At 35.5% G+C, this 24,666-nt stretch carries 21 protein-coding genes; 6 read left to right on the forward strand and 15 right to left on the reverse strand.

What is annotated here, in order from left to right:
- Positions 1-69 precede the first annotated feature (69 nt).
- From F0460_RS07115 to F0460_RS07125, 3 genes are read right to left on the reverse strand one after another with little or no spacing between them, the layout of a single operon-like run.
- Positions 70-702, reverse strand: coding sequence for a class I SAM-dependent DNA methyltransferase (locus F0460_RS07115; protein ID WP_150011674.1), 633 nt, complete (start codon positions 700-702; stop codon positions 70-72).
- A 12-nt stretch (positions 703-714) separates the two neighbouring features.
- Positions 715-1,170 (reverse strand): DUF1801 domain-containing protein, encoded by a 456-nt coding sequence (locus F0460_RS07120; RefSeq protein WP_150011676.1) that lies wholly within the window; start codon positions 1,168-1,170, stop codon positions 715-717.
- 13 nt (positions 1,171-1,183) lie between these two features.
- Positions 1,184-1,546 carry a DUF2200 domain-containing protein gene (locus F0460_RS07125; RefSeq protein WP_150011678.1) on the reverse strand — a complete coding sequence of 121 codons (363 nt, stop codon included), beginning with the start codon at positions 1,544-1,546 and terminating at the stop codon, positions 1,184-1,186.
- A 293-nt stretch (positions 1,547-1,839) separates the two neighbouring features.
- Here F0460_RS07125 and F0460_RS07130 point away from each other — a divergent pair, with 293 nt between their 5' ends.
- Positions 1,840-3,159 carry an aspartate kinase gene (locus F0460_RS07130; protein WP_150011680.1) on the forward strand — a complete coding sequence of 440 codons (1,320 nt, stop codon included), beginning with the start codon at positions 1,840-1,842 and terminating at the stop codon, positions 3,157-3,159.
- Positions 3,160-3,255: 96 nt separating this feature from the next.
- Here the strand turns inward: F0460_RS07130 and F0460_RS07135 are convergent, their stop codons facing one another.
- The gene (locus F0460_RS07135; RefSeq protein ID WP_150011682.1) at positions 3,256-3,726 is read right to left on the reverse strand and encodes an META domain-containing protein; all 471 of its coding nucleotides are present in this window, start codon (positions 3,724-3,726) and stop codon (positions 3,256-3,258) included.
- 117 nt (positions 3,727-3,843) lie between these two features.
- On the opposite strand from F0460_RS07135, the gene F0460_RS07140 reads away from it, so the two are divergent.
- Positions 3,844-5,217 (forward strand): FAD-dependent oxidoreductase, encoded by a 1,374-nt coding sequence (locus tag F0460_RS07140; RefSeq protein ID WP_150011684.1) that lies wholly within the window; start codon positions 3,844-3,846, stop codon positions 5,215-5,217.
- A 152-nt stretch (positions 5,218-5,369) separates the two neighbouring features.
- Here F0460_RS07140 and F0460_RS07145 read toward each other — a convergent pair whose 3' ends face one another.
- From F0460_RS07145 to F0460_RS07160, 4 genes are all read right to left on the reverse strand, one after another.
- Complete coding sequence (locus tag F0460_RS07145) at positions 5,370-6,536, reverse strand: MalY/PatB family protein (protein WP_150011686.1); 1,167 nt, start codon at positions 6,534-6,536, stop codon at positions 5,370-5,372.
- A gap of 541 nt (positions 6,537-7,077) precedes the next feature.
- Positions 7,078-8,328, reverse strand: a complete 1,251-nt coding sequence (locus tag F0460_RS07150) for a cation:dicarboxylate symporter family transporter (RefSeq protein WP_150011688.1) — start codon at positions 8,326-8,328, stop codon at positions 7,078-7,080.
- A 46-nt stretch (positions 8,329-8,374) separates the two neighbouring features.
- On the reverse strand, positions 8,375-9,667 hold the full coding sequence (locus F0460_RS07155; protein ID WP_150011690.1) for a CitMHS family transporter: 1,293 nt from the start codon (positions 9,665-9,667) through the stop codon (positions 8,375-8,377).
- Between the two features lie 19 nt (positions 9,668-9,686).
- The gene (locus F0460_RS07160; protein WP_223810785.1) at positions 9,687-10,373 is read right to left on the reverse strand and encodes a DUF2490 domain-containing protein; all 687 of its coding nucleotides are present in this window, start codon (positions 10,371-10,373) and stop codon (positions 9,687-9,689) included.
- A 186-nt stretch (positions 10,374-10,559) separates the two neighbouring features.
- Between F0460_RS07160 and F0460_RS07165 the strand changes: the two genes are divergently transcribed.
- The 4 genes from F0460_RS07165 (at position 10,560) to F0460_RS07180 (ending at position 14,025) form a co-directional block, all read left to right on the forward strand.
- Complete coding sequence (locus F0460_RS07165; RefSeq protein WP_150011692.1) at positions 10,560-11,663, forward strand: sensor histidine kinase; 1,104 nt, start codon at positions 10,560-10,562, stop codon at positions 11,661-11,663.
- The gene (locus F0460_RS07170) at positions 11,660-12,346 is read left to right on the forward strand and encodes a LytR/AlgR family response regulator transcription factor (RefSeq protein ID WP_150011694.1); all 687 of its coding nucleotides are present in this window, start codon (positions 11,660-11,662) and stop codon (positions 12,344-12,346) included. The genes F0460_RS07165 and F0460_RS07170 overlap by 4 nt, the downstream gene beginning before the upstream one ends.
- A 51-nt stretch (positions 12,347-12,397) precedes the next feature.
- Positions 12,398-12,727 (forward strand): nucleoside triphosphate pyrophosphohydrolase family protein, encoded by a 330-nt coding sequence (locus tag F0460_RS07175; RefSeq protein ID WP_150011696.1) that lies wholly within the window; start codon positions 12,398-12,400, stop codon positions 12,725-12,727.
- 275 nt (positions 12,728-13,002) lie between these two features.
- A complete protein-coding gene (locus F0460_RS07180) occupies positions 13,003-14,025 on the forward strand; it encodes a hypothetical protein (RefSeq protein ID WP_150011698.1) in 1,023 nt (340 codons plus the stop codon).
- Between the two features lie 66 nt (positions 14,026-14,091).
- On the opposite strand, the gene F0460_RS07185 is transcribed toward F0460_RS07180, so the two are convergent.
- From F0460_RS07185 to F0460_RS07215, 7 genes are all read right to left on the reverse strand, one after another.
- Entirely contained in the window at positions 14,092-14,724 is a 633-nt protein-coding gene (locus tag F0460_RS07185; protein WP_150011700.1) for a nitroreductase family protein, read from the reverse strand.
- 4 nt (positions 14,725-14,728) lie between these two features.
- Complete coding sequence (locus F0460_RS07190; RefSeq protein WP_150011702.1) at positions 14,729-15,097, reverse strand: DUF1304 domain-containing protein; 369 nt, start codon at positions 15,095-15,097, stop codon at positions 14,729-14,731.
- A gap of 5 nt (positions 15,098-15,102) precedes the next feature.
- Positions 15,103-15,525, reverse strand: a complete 423-nt coding sequence (locus F0460_RS07195; protein WP_150011704.1) for an organic hydroperoxide resistance protein — start codon at positions 15,523-15,525, stop codon at positions 15,103-15,105.
- Positions 15,522-15,947 (reverse strand): MarR family winged helix-turn-helix transcriptional regulator, encoded by a 426-nt coding sequence (locus tag F0460_RS07200; RefSeq protein WP_150011706.1) that lies wholly within the window; start codon positions 15,945-15,947, stop codon positions 15,522-15,524. The genes F0460_RS07195 and F0460_RS07200 overlap by 4 nt, the downstream gene beginning before the upstream one ends.
- A gap of 137 nt (positions 15,948-16,084) precedes the next feature.
- Positions 16,085-16,876, reverse strand: coding sequence for a glucose 1-dehydrogenase (locus F0460_RS07205; protein WP_150011708.1), 792 nt, complete (start codon positions 16,874-16,876; stop codon positions 16,085-16,087).
- Positions 16,877-17,237: 361 nt separating this feature from the next.
- Positions 17,238-19,037 (reverse strand): T9SS type A sorting domain-containing protein, encoded by a 1,800-nt coding sequence (locus tag F0460_RS07210; RefSeq protein ID WP_190304114.1) that lies wholly within the window; start codon positions 19,035-19,037, stop codon positions 17,238-17,240.
- Positions 19,038-19,464: 427 nt separating this feature from the next.
- Positions 19,465-24,414, reverse strand: a complete 4,950-nt coding sequence (locus F0460_RS07215; protein WP_150011712.1) for a PKD domain-containing protein — start codon at positions 24,412-24,414, stop codon at positions 19,465-19,467.
- Positions 24,415-24,666: the final 252 nt, after the last annotated feature.

The following is a 24,666-nucleotide window of genomic DNA, read 5'->3' on the forward strand; positions in this document are numbered from 1 at the left end:
GCGTTGAAAATTCGGAGGAAGTATCATTTCCGAATAATTATAATTGCTGACAAGTATCAGTAACTGAAATTAAGCTATTTTTTTAGCGATAAGAATTGTGTGGATTTCAGATTCAGTTTTTAATCTTTTATATGCAACTTTAAAAGTTTCAATTTCTTGAAACTTTGTTTTGATAAGCTTATCTTTTAAATCATCGAGATTATGATAATAAAAATAAACCCTGCCTGCGTTTCCTACTTTAAAGCCCGATTCTTTTATATCACCTTCAACGAAACTCAAATAAATGACGCCGTTTTCATTCAACAATTCGTATGAATTTAAAATAAGATCCTGACATTCGGTTTGTGACAAATAAGGCAGGCAAAATCCTGCAATAATTCCGTCGAATTTAGTTGCAAGCGTGTTGATTTCGCGAGTATCCATAACAACAAAATTGGCAGTGGGATTATTCTTCTTTGACAGTTCGATCATATTCGGAGCAATATCAATTCCCAAAATATCAAAGTCAGCTTTTTTGTTCAGAAGATATTTAGTAATATTTCCAGGACCACAGCCAATTTCAAGCAACTTCGCATTTGGTTTTGTAATGGTATCGCAAAAAAAATCGTAAGAATTATTGTACAAATCCAACTTCATAAACTTATCTTGATATAGTTCGGCAATCTTATTCCAAGTGTCAAAAGTTTCTTTGTATTGATCCATTTTGCTTTTGATTTACTTTTTTAGTTTGCTTTCATACAGATCCACCCATTGTCTAACAGTCATTTTCTGCATTAATTCGCCAATAAGTTCAACAGGAATCTGATCGAACTTTTTAAAGCGAATACAGCTTTTACCCATATCTAACTTTTGCTTGCTGTGTTTAGGATATTCTGCAACGAACCAATCCAGCAATTCGGGATCGGAATAAATGCCCATGTGGTAAAAATTAATTGATTTTTTTTGTGATGCCAAGCCTGCAAAAGGCAACGGTTCTATAGGTTTACAATGGTAACCCGCAGGATAAACCGTATGCGGTACCACATAACCCAAACCGCCGTAGCTGATTGCAGCTTCAAAACCTTGAGGCAGATTTTTAACGATAACATTGTGCAGGTTGTTAAAAGCTTCTGCCCTGTCTTCGGGCACGTTGGTTAAAATTTCTTTTACAGTATTTCCTGATGCTTTCATTTTTTTCTATATTTTATTTTCGTAATATTTTTTCCATTGCTTTTCCTTTCGCTAGTTCATCAACCAGTTTATCCAAATAACGTGCTTTTTTTGTCAGCGGATTTTCAAGTTCTTCAATTCTATATCCGCAAATAACGCCTTTAATCAGTTCGGCATTTGGATTTAGTTCGGCACGATCAAAAAAAGTTTCAAACGTTACTTTTTCATCCATAAGCTGTTGTAACTTTTCTTCGTTAAAACCCGTAAGCCATTCTATTATCTTGTGAAGTTCATCTTTGGTTCTACCCTTACTCTCCACTTTGGTAACATAATGCGGATACACCGATGCAAAAACCATTTTGGCAATTCGTTCGTTATGTTTATCGGTTTCTTTCATTTGCGGTGATTTCTTTTCTATAACAAATATAATTCGATTTTGGATATTGTTGAAGTAAAGAGTATGGGAATTTTTATTGAACTAAAGTAATATTATTTCCAAATAAAAAAATGTATATTTGCCTATCAAAAAATAAGAAATGATATTATCTAACTTAAAAAAGGGAAAGAAACAGAACTTACGTAGCAAATCGTGAGTCATTTTCCTGTGGTTAGAAACCAAATAATATAAGGAGCCTGTCATCACGACAGGCTCTTTTTTTTGTTTATAATTCAACAACATACACCTAATCTATGAAAGTATTAAAATTTGGAGGAACTTCAGTAGGAAGTCCGGAGCGTATCGAGCAGTTATTGCCAATCATCAAATCGCAGACAGCAGATAAACATCTTGTGGTGTTATCAGCCGTTTCAGGAACTACAAATGATCTTGTAACCTTATCAGAACTTTATTCGAAGAAAGAAAACAATGCTGCCCGAAAACACATCGATTTCCTTTACAACAAATACAGAATATTTACACACGAATTATTCAAAACCCCAGAAGGTAAATCTGAAGCTCATACTTTTATCGATCAAATTTTTGAACTACTTTACAGTTTCGAAAATACAGATTTCACAACAAGAGAAGAACGAATTGTATTGGCTCAAGGTGAAATCATCTCTACTACCCTGTTCCATTTGCATTTAAAAGAAAAAGGAATTTCATCTATATTACTTTCGGCTTTAGATTTTATGCTTATCGATCATGAAAACGAACCGGATATTGATTATATAAGAGAATATTCTAACAAAGAATTGGAAAAATATCCTCATGAAAATATGTTCATTACCCAAGGATTTATCTGCAAAAATGCACAAGGAGAAACTGATAATTTACGTAGAGGAGGGTCTGATTACACCGCTTCGCTTTTAGGTGCTGCGTTACAAGTAGAAGAAATTCAGATTTGGACAGATATTGACGGTTTCCATAACAATGATCCACGATATGTTCCCAATACCAAGCCCATTGCTCATTTAAATTTTGATGAAGCTGCCGAATTATCTTACTTCGGCGCAAAAATTCTGCATCCTCAAAGTGTATTTCCTGCACGTAAATTCAATGTACCCGTGCGCTTGCTTGATACTATGAACCTAAAAGCATCAGGAACTTTAATCTCGGGCGAAACAACCAACCAGAACCAAATTGTTGCCATTGCAGCAAAAGACGGTATTACGGCGATCCGCATACAATCGTCGCGAATGCTAATGGCGTATGGCTTTTTAAGACAGGTTTTCGAAGTGTTTGAACGATACAAAACTCCGATTGACATGATTACCACTTCAGAAGTTGCTGTTTCACTTACAATAGATCAAACCGAATATTTGCCTGAAATTATAGAAGAATTAGAATCTTTCGGAATGGTTGAAACAGACAATGATCAATCAATCATCTGCATCGTGGGGGATTTTAAGAAAAACAATCACGGACATGCCACCATAGTTTCCGAAGCTGTGAAGCACATTCCAATCCGAATGATTTCGTATGGCGGAAGTGAAAACAATATTTCGCTATTAGTCCCTTCATCTTATAAAATTGAAGCATTGAGATCGTTACATAACAGATTATTTTAGTATGATCCATCAAAAAAGACTGTTCTTATTATAAAGGACAGTCTTTTGTTTTTTTATAAGAAATCTATATCAAATCTTATTTAAAGCAATGAAAAATTATGGATTTACTGTAACTTCCAAGGTAGCAACCGTAATATTTTCACTATTATTCAAGTAAAGTGTATTTTCTGATACAACATAATTTGTAGTACTTTGCAATGCTTTGTTAAACTGTGTTTCGGTTTCTAAATTGCCGCATGCCATTTCTGTAGACGTAATTTCAGATAGCTTAATACTGTTACTGCCTGTAAATTCTACTTTAGCACCAAAACCGTTGCAACCAAGGTTTCCGGTAGCTGTTTTAAGATCTTCGAACTTTATGTAGGGATATTTTGTAAACGTGATATCTAACACAACCTGCACGCCGTTCAACTCTTTTAGTTCCCATTCTTTTCCCAACATTTTTTTGGGATCTGAAGTAACTTCTGTAGTTTCTAATTTTATATTTTCTGAATTTTCTTCTGCTTTTTTGTCGGCACATGCTGTTGTAATAACTAATAGTACAGCAATAAATAAAATCTTTTTCATCTATTATAAATTATGTTTATTACCAAATTTAATAAAGTTATTTAGATCAATCTGTAAAGACCATTTAAAATATAGTTACTATTTTTGAACAATTAAAAATTATGGTGCACTGTGAACATGCAAAACAAAACACCTTATTGGACAATATGTAAAGGATGCAACGGCACTGGCAAAAAAAAACAACGTATTCGTAAAAAAATAAGCCAAAATATAATTCTAAAACTTTGCTTAAATTGTTCGGGATCTGGATTAACTTCATCTGAAAATCAAACTACTCCCAATACAGAAGAATTCCCGCATATTGCGATTATCGGTGGCGGAATTGGTGGCGTTGCGCTTGCGGTTGCTTGTTTACAGCGTGGAATTCCGTTTACCATTTATGAACGTGATAGTAGTTTTAATGCTCGTTCACAGGGTTATGGATTAACTTTGCAGCAAGCAAGCAAAGCTATGGAAGGCTTCGGAATTTCCAATCTTGAAAATGGGGTTGTTTCTACAAAACATATCGTTCATACACCTGACGGAAAAATTGTTGCCGAATGGGGAATGAGAAAATGGCTTGAAACTTCGGAACAAAAAACTTCAAAAAAAACAAATATTCATATTGCCAGACAAGCACTTCGCTATGCACTTATGGAACAATTACAAGATACTGATGCAGTAAAATGGGGACATAAACTGCTTCATTTTAACGAAAGTGAGCAAAATAAAATAAATTTGACTTTTGGATTTAATGGTACAATAGAAACAAAAACTGCAGATTTGGTTATTGGTGCAGATGGAATTCGAAGTACCGTTAGAAACCTCATAATCGGCGAAGAAAAAGCTCCGTTACGTTACCTTGGTTGCATGGTAATTTTAGGAATTTGTAAGTTGGATTCCATAGAAAACACAGATCGGACATTATTGGATTCTGCTACCGTATTTCAAACTGCAAACGGTAACGAGCGCATTTACATAATGCCTTATGATGCGGATTCGGTTATGTGGCAATTGAGTTTTCCGATAGATGAAGCTGCAGCAAAAATTTTAAATAGAAATGGCGTTGAGTCCTTAAAAGAAGAAGCTTGTAAACGTACAAGATGGCACGCACCTATTCCGCAGATTTTATCGGCAACAAAACCAGATCAAATCACAGGATATCCCGTTTATGACCGCGAGCAGCTATCTGCTGAATTACTGCAAAACGCAGGTTCGGTTACCCTAATTGGCGATGCAGCACATCCAATGAGTCCGTTTAAAGGTCAGGGCGCAAACCAAGCTTTGTTAGACGCATTAGCGTTGGCACGAACAATTTACAAAAACGGAAACTCGAAATCTGATTGGCGATCAAAAGGATTAAGGGAAACCGTATTAAAAAGTTTTGAAGCAGAAATGATAGAACGTAGTTCTATAAAAGTAGCCGATTCCGCAGCAGCAGCTGAATTTCTTCATTCTGAAATTGCATTGCACGAAAGCAACCAGCCGAGGGGAAGCGTGATTAAAAAATAAAATAGTTAAAATATTTCAAAAAAACACACTACTTATTTGTTCTAACAAAAAAATGTACTACATTTGGAGTTCATAAGTGTTTTTTTTGGTTATAAAAGAGGTTGTCAGTTTTAATACTGCAACCTCTTTTTTTTTGGAATTAACTTTTAAAATTAAACAGTTATTCTGTCGTAAAATCTTTTAAGTCGATCTAAACCTTCTAAAAGTAATACACGCGGACATGCGATGTTCATTCGGAGAAATCCTTCACCCGAAGTTCCATACATGATACCGGCATTAAGCCAAAGCTTTTCTTCTTCGAGCAATATTTGTGAAAGTTGCGCAGCATTTTGATTTAAAAAACCGAAATCAAGCCACACTAAATACGTAGCATCTAAAGGAATAACTTTTACATGCAGAAGATTTTCACTACAAAAATCAATCAGGTATTTATAATTTTCAACTACATAACTTTTAAGATCTTTTACCCAAATAGCACCGTGACTGTACGCAGCAATTAAAGCATTTACCGCCACAATATTTGGATATAAAGTATCTTGCATATCCAAAGTTTGCTGAACTTTATCAAGCAGTTCCTTATTTTGTGATACAAGATACGAAATCGGCAAGGCCGACATATTGAAGGTTTTACATGGAGATCCGCATGAAATGGCATCTATATCATATTGGGAGGAAACTTCAATAAAAGGAGTATGCTTTTTAGGTTGGAAGACTAAATCAGAATGAATTTCGTCTGAAACCACCATAACGTTGTGTTTTGAACATATCTGGCATATTTTTTCAAGCTCTGCCCTTTCGTAAGCTCTGCCAATCGGGTTATGCGGATTACTCAACAACAACAATTTTGTTTGTGGATCTGCTATCTTATTTTCCAAATCTTCAAAATCGATACTGTAAATACCATCATCATACAAAAGATCGTTCTGTAAAATGTTACATCCGCAATTTTCAAGTGTTGAGAAGAAATGATTGTAAACCGGCGTTTGCAGAATTACATTTTCACCCGGTTTTACAAAGGTTCTTATGATGGCAGAAAGCGATGGTAAAACACCTGTAGTTGCCAAAAGCCATTCTTTTTGAATTGTAAAATTATGTTGTTTTACCCACCACGAAATTACAGATTCATAAAATGCATCGGGTATCAGACTATATCCGTAAATACCTGTTGATATTGTTTTTTGAAGCGATTCGGTAATTACGCTTGCGGTTTTAAAATCCATATCGGCAACCCACATTGGCAAAACATCAGGCTCGCATAAATCCCATTTTACCGAATTTGTTCCGCGGCGGTCAATTACTTCATCAAAATTATACTGCATAAATTCTCTTTTTAATATTGATTATTCAAATAGATAAATACATATAACTAAAATAACATAAAAGTTAGATAAAAATTGATTATACCAATTCTACATTTATTGAAGCAATAACTCTATAACTTTGCTTACATTTTATCCATCATAAAAAACAACTACCTAATACCCATACAACAAATACTTAACATTTATAAATAGCTGTTTAATTGAACAAATTAAGCCAAAAAATCTTACATAGACACAGTTTACTATATAACCTTGCAGAATTGAAAAACCGTTTCGTACAGACATTCAATTGTGTGACAGGCAATAAACCTAAGATAAAAGATAGTCGGCTTCATTTTTATCCTTATACCTGATACATATTACAAAATACTACTAGTCACCTTCGTCCACAATCATGTTCACCAGCCCATCTGTAAATAGTTGTTAAGTACCTTAATAAATTTTAACCAGGTCATATATATTGTAATTTGTTTTGACACCTATATACTTGATTTAACCAAATAAAATCTTCTTTAAAATTAGCAACTTGTATATACATTTATTTATCTATTGATATATTGATTTCTTCATTTGGAACAAAATCATTTTCCAGTTTAGAAATCACCAGAACTGCAACTGCATTTCCAATAAAGTTGGTTAATGTTCGGGCTTCGTTCATGAATTTATCAATACTAAAAAGAAAAATCAGTCCTTCCATAGGGAATTTATGTAAGATGGAAAGTGTTGCAGAAAGTGCAATAAACCCAGATCCCGGAATACCTGAAGCAATTTTTGTTGTAAATGTTAACACCAACAGCAGAAATATGATATCGGTAAAAAGCAACGGAATATCATAAAGCTGTGCAATAAAAATAACCGACATTGGTAGAAAAATGGAAGCTCCCGTTAAATTAAACGAATAGCCAAGTGGTACCACAAAGCCCGTAACCAACTTACCACAGCCCATTTTTTCCAGCTTTGCAACAATTAAGGGGAATGCAGCACGGGAGGACGAAGTTCCGAAAACAACCAGTATTTCTTCTTTTATACTGATTAAGAATTTCCAAAGGCTCATTTTAAAACGCTTTAAAACAAGTCCGAAAACGACCACTATAAAAAGTGCCATTGTTATATATGTTGCTGCAACTAGCTTTCCTAAAGGCAGTAGGCTGTTGATACCGAATTTAGAAACGGAATAAGCCATACCACTAAAAGCAGCAAACGGAATAAGATAAAAAACATACATGAGTATTCTGTAAAGAACTGCTCTGAATTTTTCGATCCGTGGAACCAGTTTATATTTTTTTTCAGATACATTCAGCAGCAAACCTATGATTACAGCAACTATTAAAAGCAGCAAGGGTCTGTTTAGAACCAGAAACTGCAACCAGTCATTATTAAAATTCGATACAGCATAACTACCTGCTTCAGCAATATTCAAATAGTTTTTATCAATTTTTCCCGGTTGCAGTAAAAACCCCATACCAATTGCAGAAAGCATAGCCAATGTAGTAACAACTTCAAAATAAACAATTGTTTTAAATCCCAGTCGACCTACCCTGCGAATATTTCCTACATTAGCGATCCCAATTATTATCGTCAGAAAAATTAAAGGTTGGATCAATGGCTCAATAACATACAAAAACCAGGTTCCAATAAACTCTGTCTTAATGCCTATTTCAGGAAAAAAATGACCTACCAATATTCCCAAAGCTATTGCCACAAAAACATAAGTTGCCAGATTTCTGACAAACTTATTCTGTGTAGGAACACCAGAATTTTTCGGACTGAATTTATCTTCCTTTATCATTATTCAAGAATATATTCTGCAACATATATATTCACAAATATACTATCTAAAAGCCAATTAAACCGATAATGATAGCGGTTATTAGCATTGCCAGCGATGATCCCAATGCCCATTTCATTGTGAACTTTAAATGATCGGAAAACTCGACACCTGCCAAACCTACCAACAGATATGTTGACGGTACCAACGGACTTAAAAGATGCACACCCTGACCTATTAACGAGGCTGCACCTATTTCTAGTTTTGAACTTCCCAGATGTAATCCTGTTTCGGTAATTAAAGGTAATATTCCAAAATAATAGGCATCGTTACTCAAGAAAAAAGTTAAGGGTGCACTTGTAACAGCTGTAATTACCGGAAAAAAGGTGCCCCATGTATCGGGAATCACAGAAATCATAGAAGCAGCCATGGCATCCATCATTTTTGTTCCCGTTAAGATTCCTGTGAAAACACCAGCTGCAAAAATCATGGAAGCAACCGAAAGTGCATTACCAGCGTGCAGTTTCAGTACCTTCTGCTGATCATCCATTTTAGGATAATTGATAATTAATGCCAGACAGAAACCTATCATAAACGAAACGGCCAAGGGCAGTATATTCAGCATCATTGAAACCAACAAACTAATCGTCAACGCCAGATTAAACCAAATTAACCCTGGTCTTTTTAACTGACGTTGCGTATTCAATGTCTCGATACTCTCAAAATATTGAGGAGAAACAGCCAGTTTGCTTATTTTTCTTTTCTCTTTTAATCCCAACCAGAATGCCGCAAAAAGCACCCATATAATTCCGCCCAACATAACCGGGATCATTGGAACAAATAGTTCCGAAGCATCCATTTTCAAGGTAGTCATTGCACGGGCAGTGGGTCCGCCCCACGGCAGAATGTTCATAATACCGCCGCCCAACATAATAATTGCAGAAAGTACCAAAGGGCTCATACCTACTTTTTTGTATAAGGGCAGCATTGCCGCAACTACAATCATATAAGTTGTTGCACCATCACCGTCTAAAGAAACCAAAATAGTCAGAATAGCGGTTCCCATGGCAATTCGAACAGGATCTCCCTTTACTATTTTTAAAATTAAATTTACCAGAGGATCGAACAAACCAGCATCGATCATTACACTGAAGAACAAAATTCCGAAGATAAGCATGATACCTGTAGGTGCGATATTTTTTACTCCGTCCATTATAATTGATCCCAAATCGGAAGCAAATCCGCCAAAAATCGCAAATAAAATAGGAATAAGGATAAGTGCCGTTAAGGGAAACAAACGTTTTGTCATGATAAGATACATGAAAACGATAATCATTGCAAAGCCTAAAAATGTAAGCATAAGATTTATTTTTTAATTATTAATCGTTGTTTTTAGAAAAATCGAAGTTGTTTTTGAACGATACCACCGTATAATTTGCCGTATCGTCTGCCCCAACCTGATTGATAAACCCAAGTTCCAATGAACTGTTCTTTCCCAAATTGATTCCTAAGCCGGCAGTAATTCTATTACTGTCAAACTGCTCGTCTTTAACCACATTCATTCTAATTTCATTTTTAAAAATTCCGTACAAAACTTCTGTTCCATCATTTTTATACAATGGAAACTTCAAAGAAATAAGGTAGCGCAACCTTAAAATAAAATCGTCGGGATTTGTTAAAAAGCGTTCTTCTGCCCTATAACGGTGCATTACACTTACGTTTCCCATCTTGTTTCTTATGGTAAGCTGCTGGTACGGGCGGTTTTCGTATCTGATTTTCTTTTCCATTACGTCTGTATAAGGTTCCAAAATAAGAAACATGTAACCCGCAGCCGGAGAAATTCCGTTTTTAAAGTTTCGTTCCAGATAACCAGAAACCAAAAACAGGCGCCCGTCTTTAACCACATCGTACGAACGATACTGAGATAATGCGGTGGCACTCCATTTTTCGTTTAATTTTGCAGAAACCGTATACTGATACCAACTGTTTAAATTATCGGTCTGTGAAAATGCGGAAGATGTAAACAGTGATAAAAAAAATGCTTGAAATGTTATTCGTAAGTTCACTTTGAGGAATTGATTTTAATTTTTAACTGACAGCTAAAATATGAGAATCATACAAAAAGCTGTTTAATACTCAGCGAACTGCAAGAAAAATCAGTAAACGACACAAAACAAATGATTTTACACTGCGAAAAAGTTATTTTTTAATGATAAAAATTACAGTATACTTAATTTAAGTTTATATAAAATATGCTATTGATAATAAACATACTGTTTCTGCTAATTGCGTTAAGGCTTCTTTTCCAGAAGAAAATATTAAACGGATTAATGAACAGAAAATGGACTAATCTTGTTAATATACAGCATGTTATTTTCTGCATTGTTTATATTTCCGCAATTTCTTACATAGAAATAAGTACTCAGCAAACATTGCTTTACGGTATTTTAAACATTGTTTTTATAGTTTCTATAAACGCCGTTCTTTATTACGTATGTTATTCTAGACTGGTACCCGCATTTTATGAAACCAACAAGTATTCCGAGTATATTTTATATGCTTTACTTCTTTTCATTTTTTCTGTATTGCTTAGAATTTTGATTGATCCGCTGATATCGGCAGAAACATCTGTAAACCCTGCAGACGGACTTTCGCTTATAAACATTTATGCATCGCAGAGTATTGTGTTGTTGGTTGCCAGTTTTTTAGGAATATCAAAACATAAATTTTTAATTGAAAGTGACTATAAAAATTTGGAATTTGAAAAAACAGAAACTGATCTAACCCTTATAAAATCAAGAATAAACCCACATTTCCTACTAAATACGCTAAATAATATTTATGCTGGAAGTTATAGGGAAAACAGTGCATCGGCAGATGCAATCTTGAACTTGAGTCAGCTGCTGCAATATGTTATTTACGAAACAGGAAAAAAAAGAATTTCTCTGAGTAAAGAATTTGAGATGATTACCGCACTTGCAGGACTGTACCAGCTTAAATTTAAAGACAAACTGCAGATAAAATTTCACTGGCAGTCTGACGAATTTCTGGATCAGTTTGAAATTCCCCCTTCCATTTATTTTACACTTTTTGAAAATGCCCTGAAACATTCTGAAATTGGCACAGAAAAGGATTCGTTTATAGATGTTTCGTTCGAAATTATTGATAATGAGATGGTTTTCAGCGTAACTAATTCTGTTTCAACAAAAAATAAAACCGGAAACGAATACGGTTATAAAGGAATGGGTATGAAAGATTTAGAGAAAGTTCTGATAATAGAGTTTCCAAAAAAACATGTTTTAACGCAAAAAGAACTAAATAAAACGTATTTTTCAGTTTTAAAAATCAAAATATGATTTCACTGAAAGCAGTTGGTGTTGATGATGAGCATCCGGCTTTGGAACTGATAAAGAATTACTGCGAGAAAGCATCGGATATTGAACTGATTTCTACTTTTAATGATCCGGAAAAGGCAATAGAATTCATTAACCAGAACGATGTCGATTTACTGATATTAGATATCAACATGCCAAACATCAACGGATTGGAGCTGCTTCAAAAAGTACAGAAAAACATTCTGTGTATTTTTATTACAGCTGAACCCGAACACGCTGCAAAGGCCTACGAATTAGATGTTATTGATTATCTGATAAAGCCAATAAGCTACACCCGTTTTGAAAAGGCCATAAAAAAAGCAAAAGAATATGCACTTTTTAAACAGTCTAAAAACGAGGTTGAAGACTATATCATGTTCAAATCTGACTACATTATCAACAAGGTAAGTCTTGACGATATTTTATGGATTGAGGGTTTTGGCGAGTATATTAAGATTGTTTCACAATTTAAAACCTACATACTTTTACAGCGTTTAAGCAAATTTGAAGAGGACTACCAATATCTTGGATTTGTTAGGATTCACAAGTCATATCTTGTTTTAAAAAATCATATTGAAAGTTATAACTCACGTAGCGTTATTTTAAAAAATGGAAAAGAACTCCCTATCGGCAGAACCTACAAAGACAATTTAAAGCTGATTTAGAACAACTATATATCTATAAACATTTATTAATACAATTTAACAACTATAGAAATGGCAGCAATTGATTTTAAACAGATTATAGAGCGTTCAAAAAAGATACGCGAAAGCTATCACGAATTAGAAAGACAGTATCACGGAAGTGAATGGACTGTTGAAGAAGATGCTTTGGCTTTTTTAACAGATGCTGGTTTGGTTGGCAGACATACTATGTCACAACAAGAACGTTGGCCTGCTGCTAATTCAGAAACAGCGCTTGAACATAAGTTGGGAGAATGTATATGGTGGCTTACTGTTTTGGCTAACCGAATGAACATTGATATTGAAGAAGCGACAGAAAAGTTCCTTACCAAAACTGAAAAACTGGTAGGTAATACAAAATAACAAAATGGATATAATAGAATTTATACAAGACTGGATTGATGGAAGCAATACTTACGACACAGAAAATTATCTGCAAATAAAGTATAAAATTTTAATATTATTATAGTTTTTTTATGCTGACAAAACATATGATTATAAATGTTTAATAACTTTATCTAAAATCATTTCCAACCTTTTTATATTTATTTTCGTCTATACTTAAAACAGGTACTACTTAAAAACTAATTCCTCAATGAAAATCAATACAGATTATTACCAACCAAATCCCTAAAGAAATGAAAAACTTAAAAACAGTTATTGCCCTATTTCTGCTATCTCAAACAATTTGTACAGCACAAACACAGTTTAAAAATTGTGCAGATAACACGCTGCTGCAAAACGTCATTGTAAACAATGCTGCTACGAAAGAATGGATCGGAAATACCGATGAACAAGGTATATTGACTATTCCTGATGATGTTTCCGAAATTGAAGCATCGCACCCTACCTTCGGACTTATTACTATGGCAAACACAAAAGGAACAATCTGTACAGATGAATCGGGCGATGTGTTGGCAGAACTTGTAATTGATACGGGAGCTAGTGTTACCAAGGCACTTTTAGAAGTTTTAGATCATTCTTTTGACACCTATAAAAAAGCAAATAAGGGCAAAAAGCACTATCAGATAGATTTTAAACTAACTGAACAGAAACAACCTTTGGAAACATTTGCCGGCATATTAGTATTGGGGAATGTTTTCAACAGTTCTTTTAACAATTACACCATTAAATGGACCGAAGCCGTTAAAGACAATAAATCGTTCAACAAATTACCAAGGTATCAGTACATTGCGCACGTTAGTGAGATCTTTTTTGCAGAAAAGAAGAACTTCGATAAGTTAAAAAAACAGATACAGAGCAGTACTGTACAACATATTGGTGATCAATATTATATATCTGAAAAAGGAAGCAACGAATTTATTACCATTGATGCAGACCCTAAAACAAAATTGGTAACTGCTTATGTAAACACGCAGCTTTTAACCGACAAAAAGCAATATGCGTTTGAAAAGAACGACCGCCAAACAATGGGAAAAGTAGCCATGAACTTTAAAACTATTGCCGACGATTATTTTGTTGATGATTTATCTGTTGAAGCTAAATACCTGATTGATCAGAAAAATTACGAAACCGAAAGTTTCATTAAACAGAAAAAGATGACAAAAGACGAAGAGAAAAAGTTGGAAGGAAAAGGTGTTGTTGGTTTTGCAATGGATTACGTAAAACAGTTGGATGCGTATCTTAATTCGCTGAAATAGGCCGTTACAAATCATTATATAAAAAATAAAAAGCAGATAAGAAAAATTCTCTTATCTGCTTTTTATTTAGAATTCCATTACAAATTCTTCTTTGGGAATACGTACTTTTTTCATTGATCCCACCCAATCTTTTTCCTGATCGGCGTAACCAACATACATTAGTGAAACACTTTTTAATCCGTGTTTTTTAAGATCCAATACCTCATCAACCCATTCATTATTAAAGCCTTCCACAGGAGTGGTATCGATCTTTAATTCGGCTGCCTGAGCCAATGCCAATCCCAAGGCAATATAGGTTTGGCGTGCAGTATGTGCAAAATTCAGTTCGGCAGGTTGCGGCAGATAGATCGATTTCAATTTATCGGTATAACTTACAAATCGTCCTTTAGGCAAACCGCGTTCTTCTGTTGTAAAATCGTACACTTTATCAATACGTTCTTCGGTGTATCGATCCCAAGCTGCGAAAATAATCACATGTGAAGCATCGCGCATACATTCGGGATTCAATGCACCTTTTGAAAGTTTTTCTTTGATTTCGGCATCGCGAACTACGATTACTTTAAAGGGTTGTAATCCTGAAGATGTCGGGGCTAAACGAGCAGCCTCTACAATTTGTGCGATGTGTTCTTCGCTTACTTTTTTTGATGGATCATACGCTTTAACGGCATGTCTCCAGTTTAAATTATCTATTAACGACATTTTTTTATTTTGAAATTAGTACTAATAATATTGCTATGAGGGCAGGAAGTGCCTGTACATAGAATATTTTTTTTGAAGCAGTCAACGCTCCGAAAATACCGGCAACCGCAACACAGCCCAGAAAAAACAACCTGATGTTACTGCTCCATTCTGCATTTTCTATGAAGAATGACCAAATAAGACCTGCGGCAAGAAAACCGTTGTAAAGTCCTTGATTTGCTGCCAGACCTTTTGTAGGTTTGAAAAGTTCATGAGGTAACGATTTTCCGAATGTTTTTTTACCTGCTGTTTCCCATGCGAACATTTCCATCCAAAGAATGTAAAGATGTTCAAGTGCCACAAGTGCGGTGAATATTGCTGCTACCGTTTGCATAAATTTTAGTTATTTGAAACTGTTAGATTTACTTCGATATTACCACGGGTTGCGTTTGAGTACGGACATATTTGATGTGCTTTTTCAATCAGTTCCTGTGCCTGATCGATCGTTACACCCGGAATGTTCGCGTGCAGTTCTACAGCCAATCCAAAACCACCGTTATCAATCTGACCAATGCTTACTTTTGCTGTAACCGATGTTTCGCCTGTTGATACTTTTTCCTTCTTTATAACTAGGTTCAAGGCACTGTCAAAACAAGCCGAATATCCTGCTGCAAAAAGCATTTCCGGATTTGCGAAGTCGTCACTGCTTCCACCCAATGCTTTTGGCATACGTACCTGAAGATCTAATATTCCATTTTCGCTTTTTACGCTTCCGTCTCTGCCTCCTGTTGCGGTAGCTGCTGTTGTATACAATGTTTTCATTTCTTTTTGTTTAAAATTTTTATTATTATTTCTTTTAATATCAATAGTTCTTCTTGTGAAATTCCTATAGATTCCATAATGCGGTGTGGTATGCTTTTCGCTTTTTCTTTTAACGCAGTTCCTTTTGGAGTAAGTGAAAGTTTCACAATGCGTTCATCGTTAGAAGATCTTTTGCGAATTACCATTTCTTTCTGTTCCATTCGCTTTAACAAAGGTGTCAGTGTTCCGCTGTCCAGAAAAAGTTTTTCGCCCAACTGCCCTACCGTCTGTTCTTCGTTATCCCACAAAACAATCAGCACCAAATACTGCGGATAGGTAACATCCAACTCGTCTAACAACGGTCGGTACTGGTTTATCACTTCTTTGGCTAGTGCGTATATTGGAAAACACAACTGATTTTTAAGGCTTAAAGGATCTTTCATAATAAAGACTTGATTAATTACTAAACAAAATTACGTAAAATTATATTTTACACAATTTAATTTTACGTAATTTTAACGCACTACGATTAAAAACCAAAAACTGTCTGTAAATACAGACAGTTTTTTTGTTTAGTTTGTTATGAATTTCCGTACATGTTCGATTCACCACCATCAATTGCGATTACCTGCCCAGAAACGTATCCATTTTGATCACTCAAAAGGAAAGCCACAAGGTTACCCACATCATTAGGATCACCTAACCTTCTAGTAGGATTTCGAGATGCGTATTCTGTTTCGGCAGCTTTAGGATCTTGAGGGTTTACCTGTTTGAAAGCTTCGGCAACCATAGGCGTTAAGATCGCACCCGGAGCAATGGCATTTGTCAAAATATTGTCTTTACCGTATTCCAAGGCAGCATTTTTTGTCATACCCGCAACAGCATGTTTGGTAGCAACATAAGCCGTTTGATTTAAAACTCCTCTGATACCGCCTACCGACGCTACGTTTACAATTCGTCCGCCTCCGTTTTTCTGCATTTCCGGGATTACATATTTCATACCGTAATAAACACCTAACAGATTAATATCGATCACCTTTTTAAAAACTTCGATATCGTAATCAATCAAAGGAGCCTGCTTTCCTTCGATTCCTGCGTTATTATAAAGTCCGTCTACCTTCCCGAACTTCTGCACCGTTTGATCGACATAATTTTTTACATTTTCTTCAACAGAAACATCGGCAGTAACCACCAGAAATTCACTATCAGGATGTTTAGTAGATAATTCAGATTTTGCTTTTTCCAAAGCTTCCGCATTATAATCTACAAGCGTTATATGTGCACCTTTAGCAGCCAGCACATCTGCCGCAGCAAATCCCAATCCCATTGCTGCTCCGGTAACAATAATTACCTTTCCTTTTAAATCAGACATAATTTTTGTTTTAAAATTCATTATACAAGTTACGACAATGAAGACCGAAGGACACTTAATGCAGATTAATTTATGATTATGTTAATAGTGTTTTATTTGAGGTAGTGCTTCTCTATTTGAAAGGTTAAGCGAAGATATTGCGGAATTAAAACATAAACTACTTTTATTAATAGGTGTAAATAAAAAGAAGATCTTAATTAAACATTTGGAGCGACTTGCATATATATAATAACGATTATCCTTTTTAAAATATAATGATAAGGTTAATAAATCAGAGTTTTGTAAATTTCATCAACAATCCTTATACACTAACATTTTATAACATAACTGCTTTTCCATTTTAACTATTTTACAACAAAACCTAATTTTTAACTACTTTTACCGTAGCACTACTGCCTTGGGTAGTTGTTACTTTTATAAAATAGGTACCGGCAGTTGCGTTGTGCAGGTTTATTTGCTCGTTGTTGCTAAACATACCTTTTTGTATTTGTTGCCCCAATACATTATAAACCTCATAGTTTTTAAGGTTTTCCTCTGTTTCTATTTTTACTATATCATTTGTTGGGTTGGGGTACACATTTACGTTTAGCTTGTTAAATTTATAGGTACTTACTGATGTGCCGCAAGTACTTGCTGCTAGTTTGGATACAAAAAAATCAATATCGCCCACACTATAAGTTGTTGGAACACTACTTACACTATTTGTAAATAAACTACCGGTGAACGTACCCCCTGCTATGTAATTTCCGTCATTATCAGCCGCGACTACGGTTATCCTTTGATTTTCAGTTGAACTTCCCTTTATTTCGTCTATTGCCACTACAGCACCTGTTTGCTTACTAATTCGAATTAGTAAAGGATCTGGCTGGTAGGATATCGGACGTTGTATCTGAAAGTTATCCCAAAATTCATTGGCTCCCTGCGCGCCTAAAACAACTTCATTAGTATTAACACCTATACCTTGACCGTAACGGGGTCCGGGTGTTAATGCATTTGAATTATACGCAGAAGTGGTTTGAATCCACTGCACCTGCCCCATACTGTTAAGTCTTGTGATCATGGGCATTGTCCACGTAGCTCCCGGAGTAAAAAAATAGGGAGCAATAGACAAGTCTGTAGGATCGTAAAATTTTAAGTTCACTTCATTTGGACTACGATATATACTCCCTCCCACATATATATCTGAATTACTATCCAACACGAGAGAGTTAATCAGGTTAAGCTGAGGAGACAGTCCGTTTACAGGTGCTGAATAAATTTCTCGAAGCCATTCTACACTACCGTTTATTCCATTAAAGGCCAAAATATATGAACGATTTACAACCGTTTTTCCAGCATATGTTAAAGGTATTAATCCAGCTCCCTCTTCTCTAGTACTGCCAACATAATATCTATTTAAATTATTATCATATGCAAAACGGACAGGGCTATTACTAAAACCCGTACCGTCAGCAATCGGCAAGGCTACACTACTTACATAGTTTAAATTAGTATCATACTTTACTATGAAATATTGAAATCCTGTGATTGCAGTTGATACTGTTACATTATTGTCCAGGTGTGTACCAAAACGCAGACCCGTTATAAAGTGAACTGTATCATTATCAATAAACAGGTCTAAAAGCTGTGCCTGATTGTTTGTATTATTAACAGCTCCTTGTAACGCCTTTCTACCCTGATACAGGCCGTTACTATTATATTTTACCAAATAGATGCGCTTATAGGCTTCTGAATTTGGAAGCGAAGGTGTAGAATGATTAGGGTTTGGACTAAAAGAAACACTACTACTTACAGCATTTATGTGAACACCTACGTACACATTGTTATTAGCATCTAATACTAAATTAAAAGCCCTATCCAATGGTCCCTGTCCGCCGATTGACTGGCTCCAACGTACTGTACCATCACAGGTTGTGGAAAACAGGAAAATATCGTTGCCACCAATAGAACTGTTGTTGCTACTAACAACTGCACCGTTAAGCTGCGTACCAATTGTACCGTACAGACTTCCTATAAAGTAATAATTATTGTCTGTACCCACTTTTACATCGTAGATTTGATCAGCACCTTGTACACCGCCTCCGCTTAATGCCCACTCCCATTTATAGTTTTGGGCGGAGGCAATCATAGAGAAGAACATGCAGAAAGTGAGTAAAAACATTTTATTTATACTTATTTTATAGTGACGACAGGTTATCTCGGGTAGCTGTTTTTCACTAGTTCTTTTTATAAATTCTCTAATACCTTTAAGATGAGTATTGAGTTTCTGAAATTCCAAATTTTCAACTTCAGCAAAACATGTATAGCTATAACTAAAGCTTCTAATATGAAATATCCAGTAAAACACATCTCTTATCGAGATACTTGTGGAATGGTAATATAAGGATAATAATATACGTTGCATAATGTATGATGATTTGTTAGTACCTTTTTAAGAAATAATATATTATTTGTGGTGTGACCTACATTCCATATTAAATAACAAACAACACATTATTTAGTACTAAATTATAATTGATTTCAGAATAAAATAAATATAAGAACGGCGTTAGAAGTTTATACTTTTAACGCCGTTCTATATTAAATAGTTATTTTTTAATTAATTTTTGCTGTGTTACAGGCTTACCGTCAGCTTCGAGATTTACGATATATGTACCCGGAGCCAAATGGCTTACATTAATACTTACTTCACCTATACTGTCTTTTACATTTTGCTTGTGACGCAGTACACCAACGACATCATATACCGTAATACTTTGCGCATTCTGGTATTCGGTACCAATATTATAGGTTGCTGTTGTTGATTCATAAGCCGGATTTGGAGACAATACCAGTTGTGGTTCTATAATTTCAGTTACAACTTTAGGGTATAGTTCCTTAGGGAAACGTATGTCTATTACCGAAATACAATCAGGCATCTGTATAACCAGTCCGTCTGGCGCACCTGGATAGTAAGAGCTGTTAGTATAAAAATACAGAGGATATATTATGTTCATTCCTGGGTTAAGTGTAACCGTTGCAGGAGAATAAGTTCCATATCCATTTAAACTGCTCAAGTTTACCGTTATAGGGTAGCTATAAGGATTATTTAAATATATAGACAACTCATAAACACCACCTTTGACTGGCTTAATACCGCGTATTCCACCTTCTATCTTACAAGGCTTAGTATCACATTCTTTACCAGCTGTAATGTGAGGAGTTCTACTCTTGAAAATACATCCCTGCTGTGTAATGCTTAACTGGTAATAACCTGCTATTGTAATAGGCTGATCTGGCACGAATGTATTACTTCCCGATTGAGAAGTTCCTCCATTTATTGTCCACTCATATCCTTGGTATATACCTAAAGGTCCTAGCAGATATTCTCCTTTATTCAAACACATAGTATAGCAACCAGCAGGTACAATCCAAAGTGAACGTTCCGGATTATGCGGCGCTTGTATGTAACCAGTTACGGTACAGCCGGTAAGTGCTGTATAAGTAACGCTGTAAGCCCCACCTTGCGTTACATAAATTGTTTGTCCCGTCATACCATTACTCCAGTTATACATTCCTGCACCAGAACCAGTTGCAGTAAGTTTCAGTGTATAAGGCTGACAGTTGTCTATACTGTAGTTTATTACAGGAGTAGGTATCTGCGGATGAACTACTACCGTAACTGTAAAACTATTTGCGCAACTTGGGTCAGCCGGATGGCGAGTCTCAAAACTATAATTATAGCTTCCTGGTGCCATGCCACCTATGTTTAACTCTATATTTGTGGTACCAGATACCCAGTTATTATATCCTACCGGAAGCGATGGTCCAGACCAACGATGCTGGACATTACTGTCTGTATAGATACCGGTAAGTACTGTACCTTCACCATAACATACGCTTGTACTTCCATTAATACTTGCGAAAGGTGGTTTGCGGACTTTAATAATTGCTGGAGACAATGCCATATCATGATTAATACAATTATTACTGTTAATCAGTATAGGCCAATAGCTTCCGCTTTGAGTTGGTAAATAAGTTAAGCCTGTACCAACCTGTACATTGTCACGCATCCAGATAATATTTGTTGGAGGAGTAGCCAATGGGTTTGACAATACAAAGCTTAAAGGTATTACACTACCTTCACAGAAATCACCAATAGCAGGATTTATTACTCCATCAAAAACTGCCTGATTGATAACTACAGTAACAGGAGATGAGGTAAAAACACAACCATATTGATTTTTAATTTGCAGCGTAATTGGAAAATTCTGGTTACTAACATTTGGTGGCAAATCAAAATTAACATTTGTACTTACATTATTAGCTACATAGCTAGTGCCATTAAAAATCCAACGATACTCATAATCAGGCTGCATAACCCCTCCAGGTATGTTTAAAGTAACAGGGTTATCACTACACGTTGGGCTTACTACGCTAAAACTTGTTACCGGATCTGGATCTATTGTCACCGTTACAGATGTTATGCAGACTGGATGTCCAAGAGAACTTACCGTCATCATATAAGTGTAAGTACCCGGTAGTACTCCGTTAATGGTATAAGTATCACCAATTGGTGCTGATGTAATACCCGGTCCAGAAAATGTAAAATCAAGATCGTTAAAATCAATATCGAAAATCGTTGAGTTGTTTAATAACTTAACGGTATAGCTACCTCCATTGCATGTAACTGCTGCTTTTACTTTAGGATCGTAATGTTTAGTAACCGTTGTTGTTTTAATAACGGTACAGTTTCCGTAAGTTACATAAGCCTTAACTATATGCACCCCAGGCACATTAGTAGTAAATACAGCATTAGGCGTACCTTGAGTTGATGGATCTAAACTTAAGTGTGGACTACCCACCCAGATTATTGATGCTGGAGTATTGTTAGGTGATATCACAGATGCAGTAATTTGTCCACAAGAACTCCAATTGGCTGTAACTGATAAATCTGGATCTATTGTACCGGAACATGGATTGCCTGGAAGTGTAATACAATTCTCAATAACTTCAATACTCTGTGATGTTACTACACACAGATTGCTATCAACAACTCTCACTGAATATATTCCACCAGGTGAAGTTCCTTGTGTAGTATTAGATATAGTATACTGATTTGTTGTAGAAGGACCAAAAACAGTAATCCCGTTTTTAAGCCATTCATAAGTAACTGACGGAGTTACTCCTGTAGAAATGTTCGCATAAAGGGTAATAGGCGAATAATTTGTTGGACAAACTATATAACTATAACCTGGAGTGATATCAATTTGAGTTAACGGATATATAGTTACGGTTTGCGTTGCTGTTGCTGCAAATGTACACATACCTAACAATCTAACTGTTAAAGTTTGAGCAATATTGTTTGCCGTAAAATTGGTGAACCCGTTATTTATAAGAAATGTGCTACCACTGGTAAAAGAGTAATTACCGGTAAAAGGTCCGCCATTGTAACTTACTTCTACCGATGCTGGCAGCCCATTACTGGTTGAAACTGTAATTGGAAAAGAAGTACTACTCGGGCATATTGGGCCAACAGAATTAAGTGTTATTGTTGGTGACATAATTAATTGAACAGGATATGTAAACATTTTTGTTTCGGAGCACTTGGTTACATACAATTGTAAATTCCCTGTGTTAACACCACCACTTATCTCGTTAAAACCAACGGTAACCGTTGTGGCATTTACACCGTTAATAATGCTACCAAAATTTGTAGTTGCACCTGCACCTACAATTTTCCATTCAATATGGTCTGCATCTGTAATGTTAATATTTGCAGTAAATGTAGCAGTGCTACTTGGACAGAACTGAGACATGCCTGCCGTATTTGAAATAGTTGCATTTACTACAATCTTACTTACATTAAAATATACAGGGTCAGATTCACAAATTACACCATTTTTAATATACTGTTTTACTACTTTTATTGTTGCTGTTGGGCCAGTAAAAACAAAGTCTACTTGGGTACCAGAATTACTTCCTACCACCGAACCTTCTGTTGGAGATATACTCCATACGTAAATCGCACCCGGCTCGTTTTCGTTTATTTGATAAGTATATGGAACATTTAAGCAGACCTTTTGCGGTCCGGAAACAGTTCCTGTAATCACAGGTTTTGCAATTACCTCTACTACTACAGGGTTGCTAATACAGCCGTTGTTGTTTGCTGTTACCACATAAACACCGCCTGTATTAAATGTGTAAGAAGTATTTATCCCGAACGCAGTATGCACTACATTACCACCTAAGCGTATTTCCCAACTTACAGACATTCCGTTGTGAGAAGAAAATGTTTTTGAAGTTCCGGAACATACTGTTAAAGCATCGTCTGTTATAACTTCTACATTTTCTACCACGGTAAATTTCATTTGTGAAACTCCCGTACATTTACCACCATTTATAAGCGTATTGCGATATCTTACTGACAACGTATAATTACCCGGAGTAGCTCCGTCAACAACAATTTCATTACGTTGATCTGTAAATACAAGCATCGGGTGATATTCGTCACCATCTATTGCCCATATAAAATCTGTAGTTGGCCATTGAGGCAATAAAAAACGTCCTTGCTTACCTTGACAAATAACATTAGGTCCATTCATTTTAGCCTTACCTAAAACTACCGGAATTTTGACTGTGTTCCAGTAAGGACATGAACATTTGGAAAGATAACTTACGTATCCGAAACCGTCGGCAGGATCTACCTGGTCCCACAATACTTCGATAGATGTACCATTGTTTGCTATAATAGTACCACCAATAACTTTCCATTCACCACCACATTCATCATTAACACTGTATACTTCTCTGCTGTTTTCACAAGTAACACTGGTACAACTAATCTCTACTGGTTTTCCATCGGTAACAGTCAGTTTCATTTTGTAAGTGTCGCTACAGTTACAACTGTTTGTAACTGTTAATACAACTAGATAATTCCCAGGAGTATCATAAGAATGGGTTGGTTCAAATGTATTTGAAAAATTTCCATCGCCAAAATCCCATAAATAACTTACAATCGCCGTTCCATTGTTTTGTGTAGATAGATTGTCAAAAGATATAGCGGTATCCACGCAAAACTTATTTTGCTTAGGATCTATCCCATCTATTTTAAACTCAGCTCTAGGTTTAACAATCTTTTCTACACATACACTTAATACTTCTATTGCATTGTTAGTATAGGTAACTGTTAATGTTAGATTTCCGCTACCACTACTACCCCACAGAATTTCAGCATTAGTGTTAGTACTTCCAGGTTGGAGAGTACCGCCAGTCACCTGCCAACTTACATGCTGTACATTGTTTGCAGTAAAAGTGTACTGTACCAAACTTTCCTCACAAAAGCGAATACATTTGCCATTTTCAATATTTTCGAGTAAATCAACATAAGTAGCCTGTTCTCCACGCTCCCCTTTGTCATCATACTCTATACATCCTACTTCCTGATCCCAGGTAAGTACAGGATTATTTGCAGTTTGAGCCTTTAATCCTAAAGACCACAGGAGCATCATTACGATGCCCATTCCCCTTATGAGGGGTAGAAAGGAATCTCTCTTCATAATTAATATAGTTTAATGATTGTTTAATTTTAGTTTAGTGTGATTTATATCTTGATCAAGAGTTTAAGTGCATATTACTTCATGCTGAAGTATTTACTTTGTAATTATATTTTAACTATAAATGCTCCAATAGTTTATTTGAATTTACTTTTATATAAAATAATTAAAAAACCACACGTGTTAAACTAACAACGCACGTGTGGCTGGGGGGGGAGGTAATCAACATAAGGTTTAAATAACTTAATCTAATCG

Origin of the sequence: Paenimyroides baculatum, from assembly GCF_008629655.1 — a bacterium.
Lineage (GTDB): Bacteria > Bacteroidota > Bacteroidia > Flavobacteriales > Flavobacteriaceae > Flavobacterium > Flavobacterium baculatum.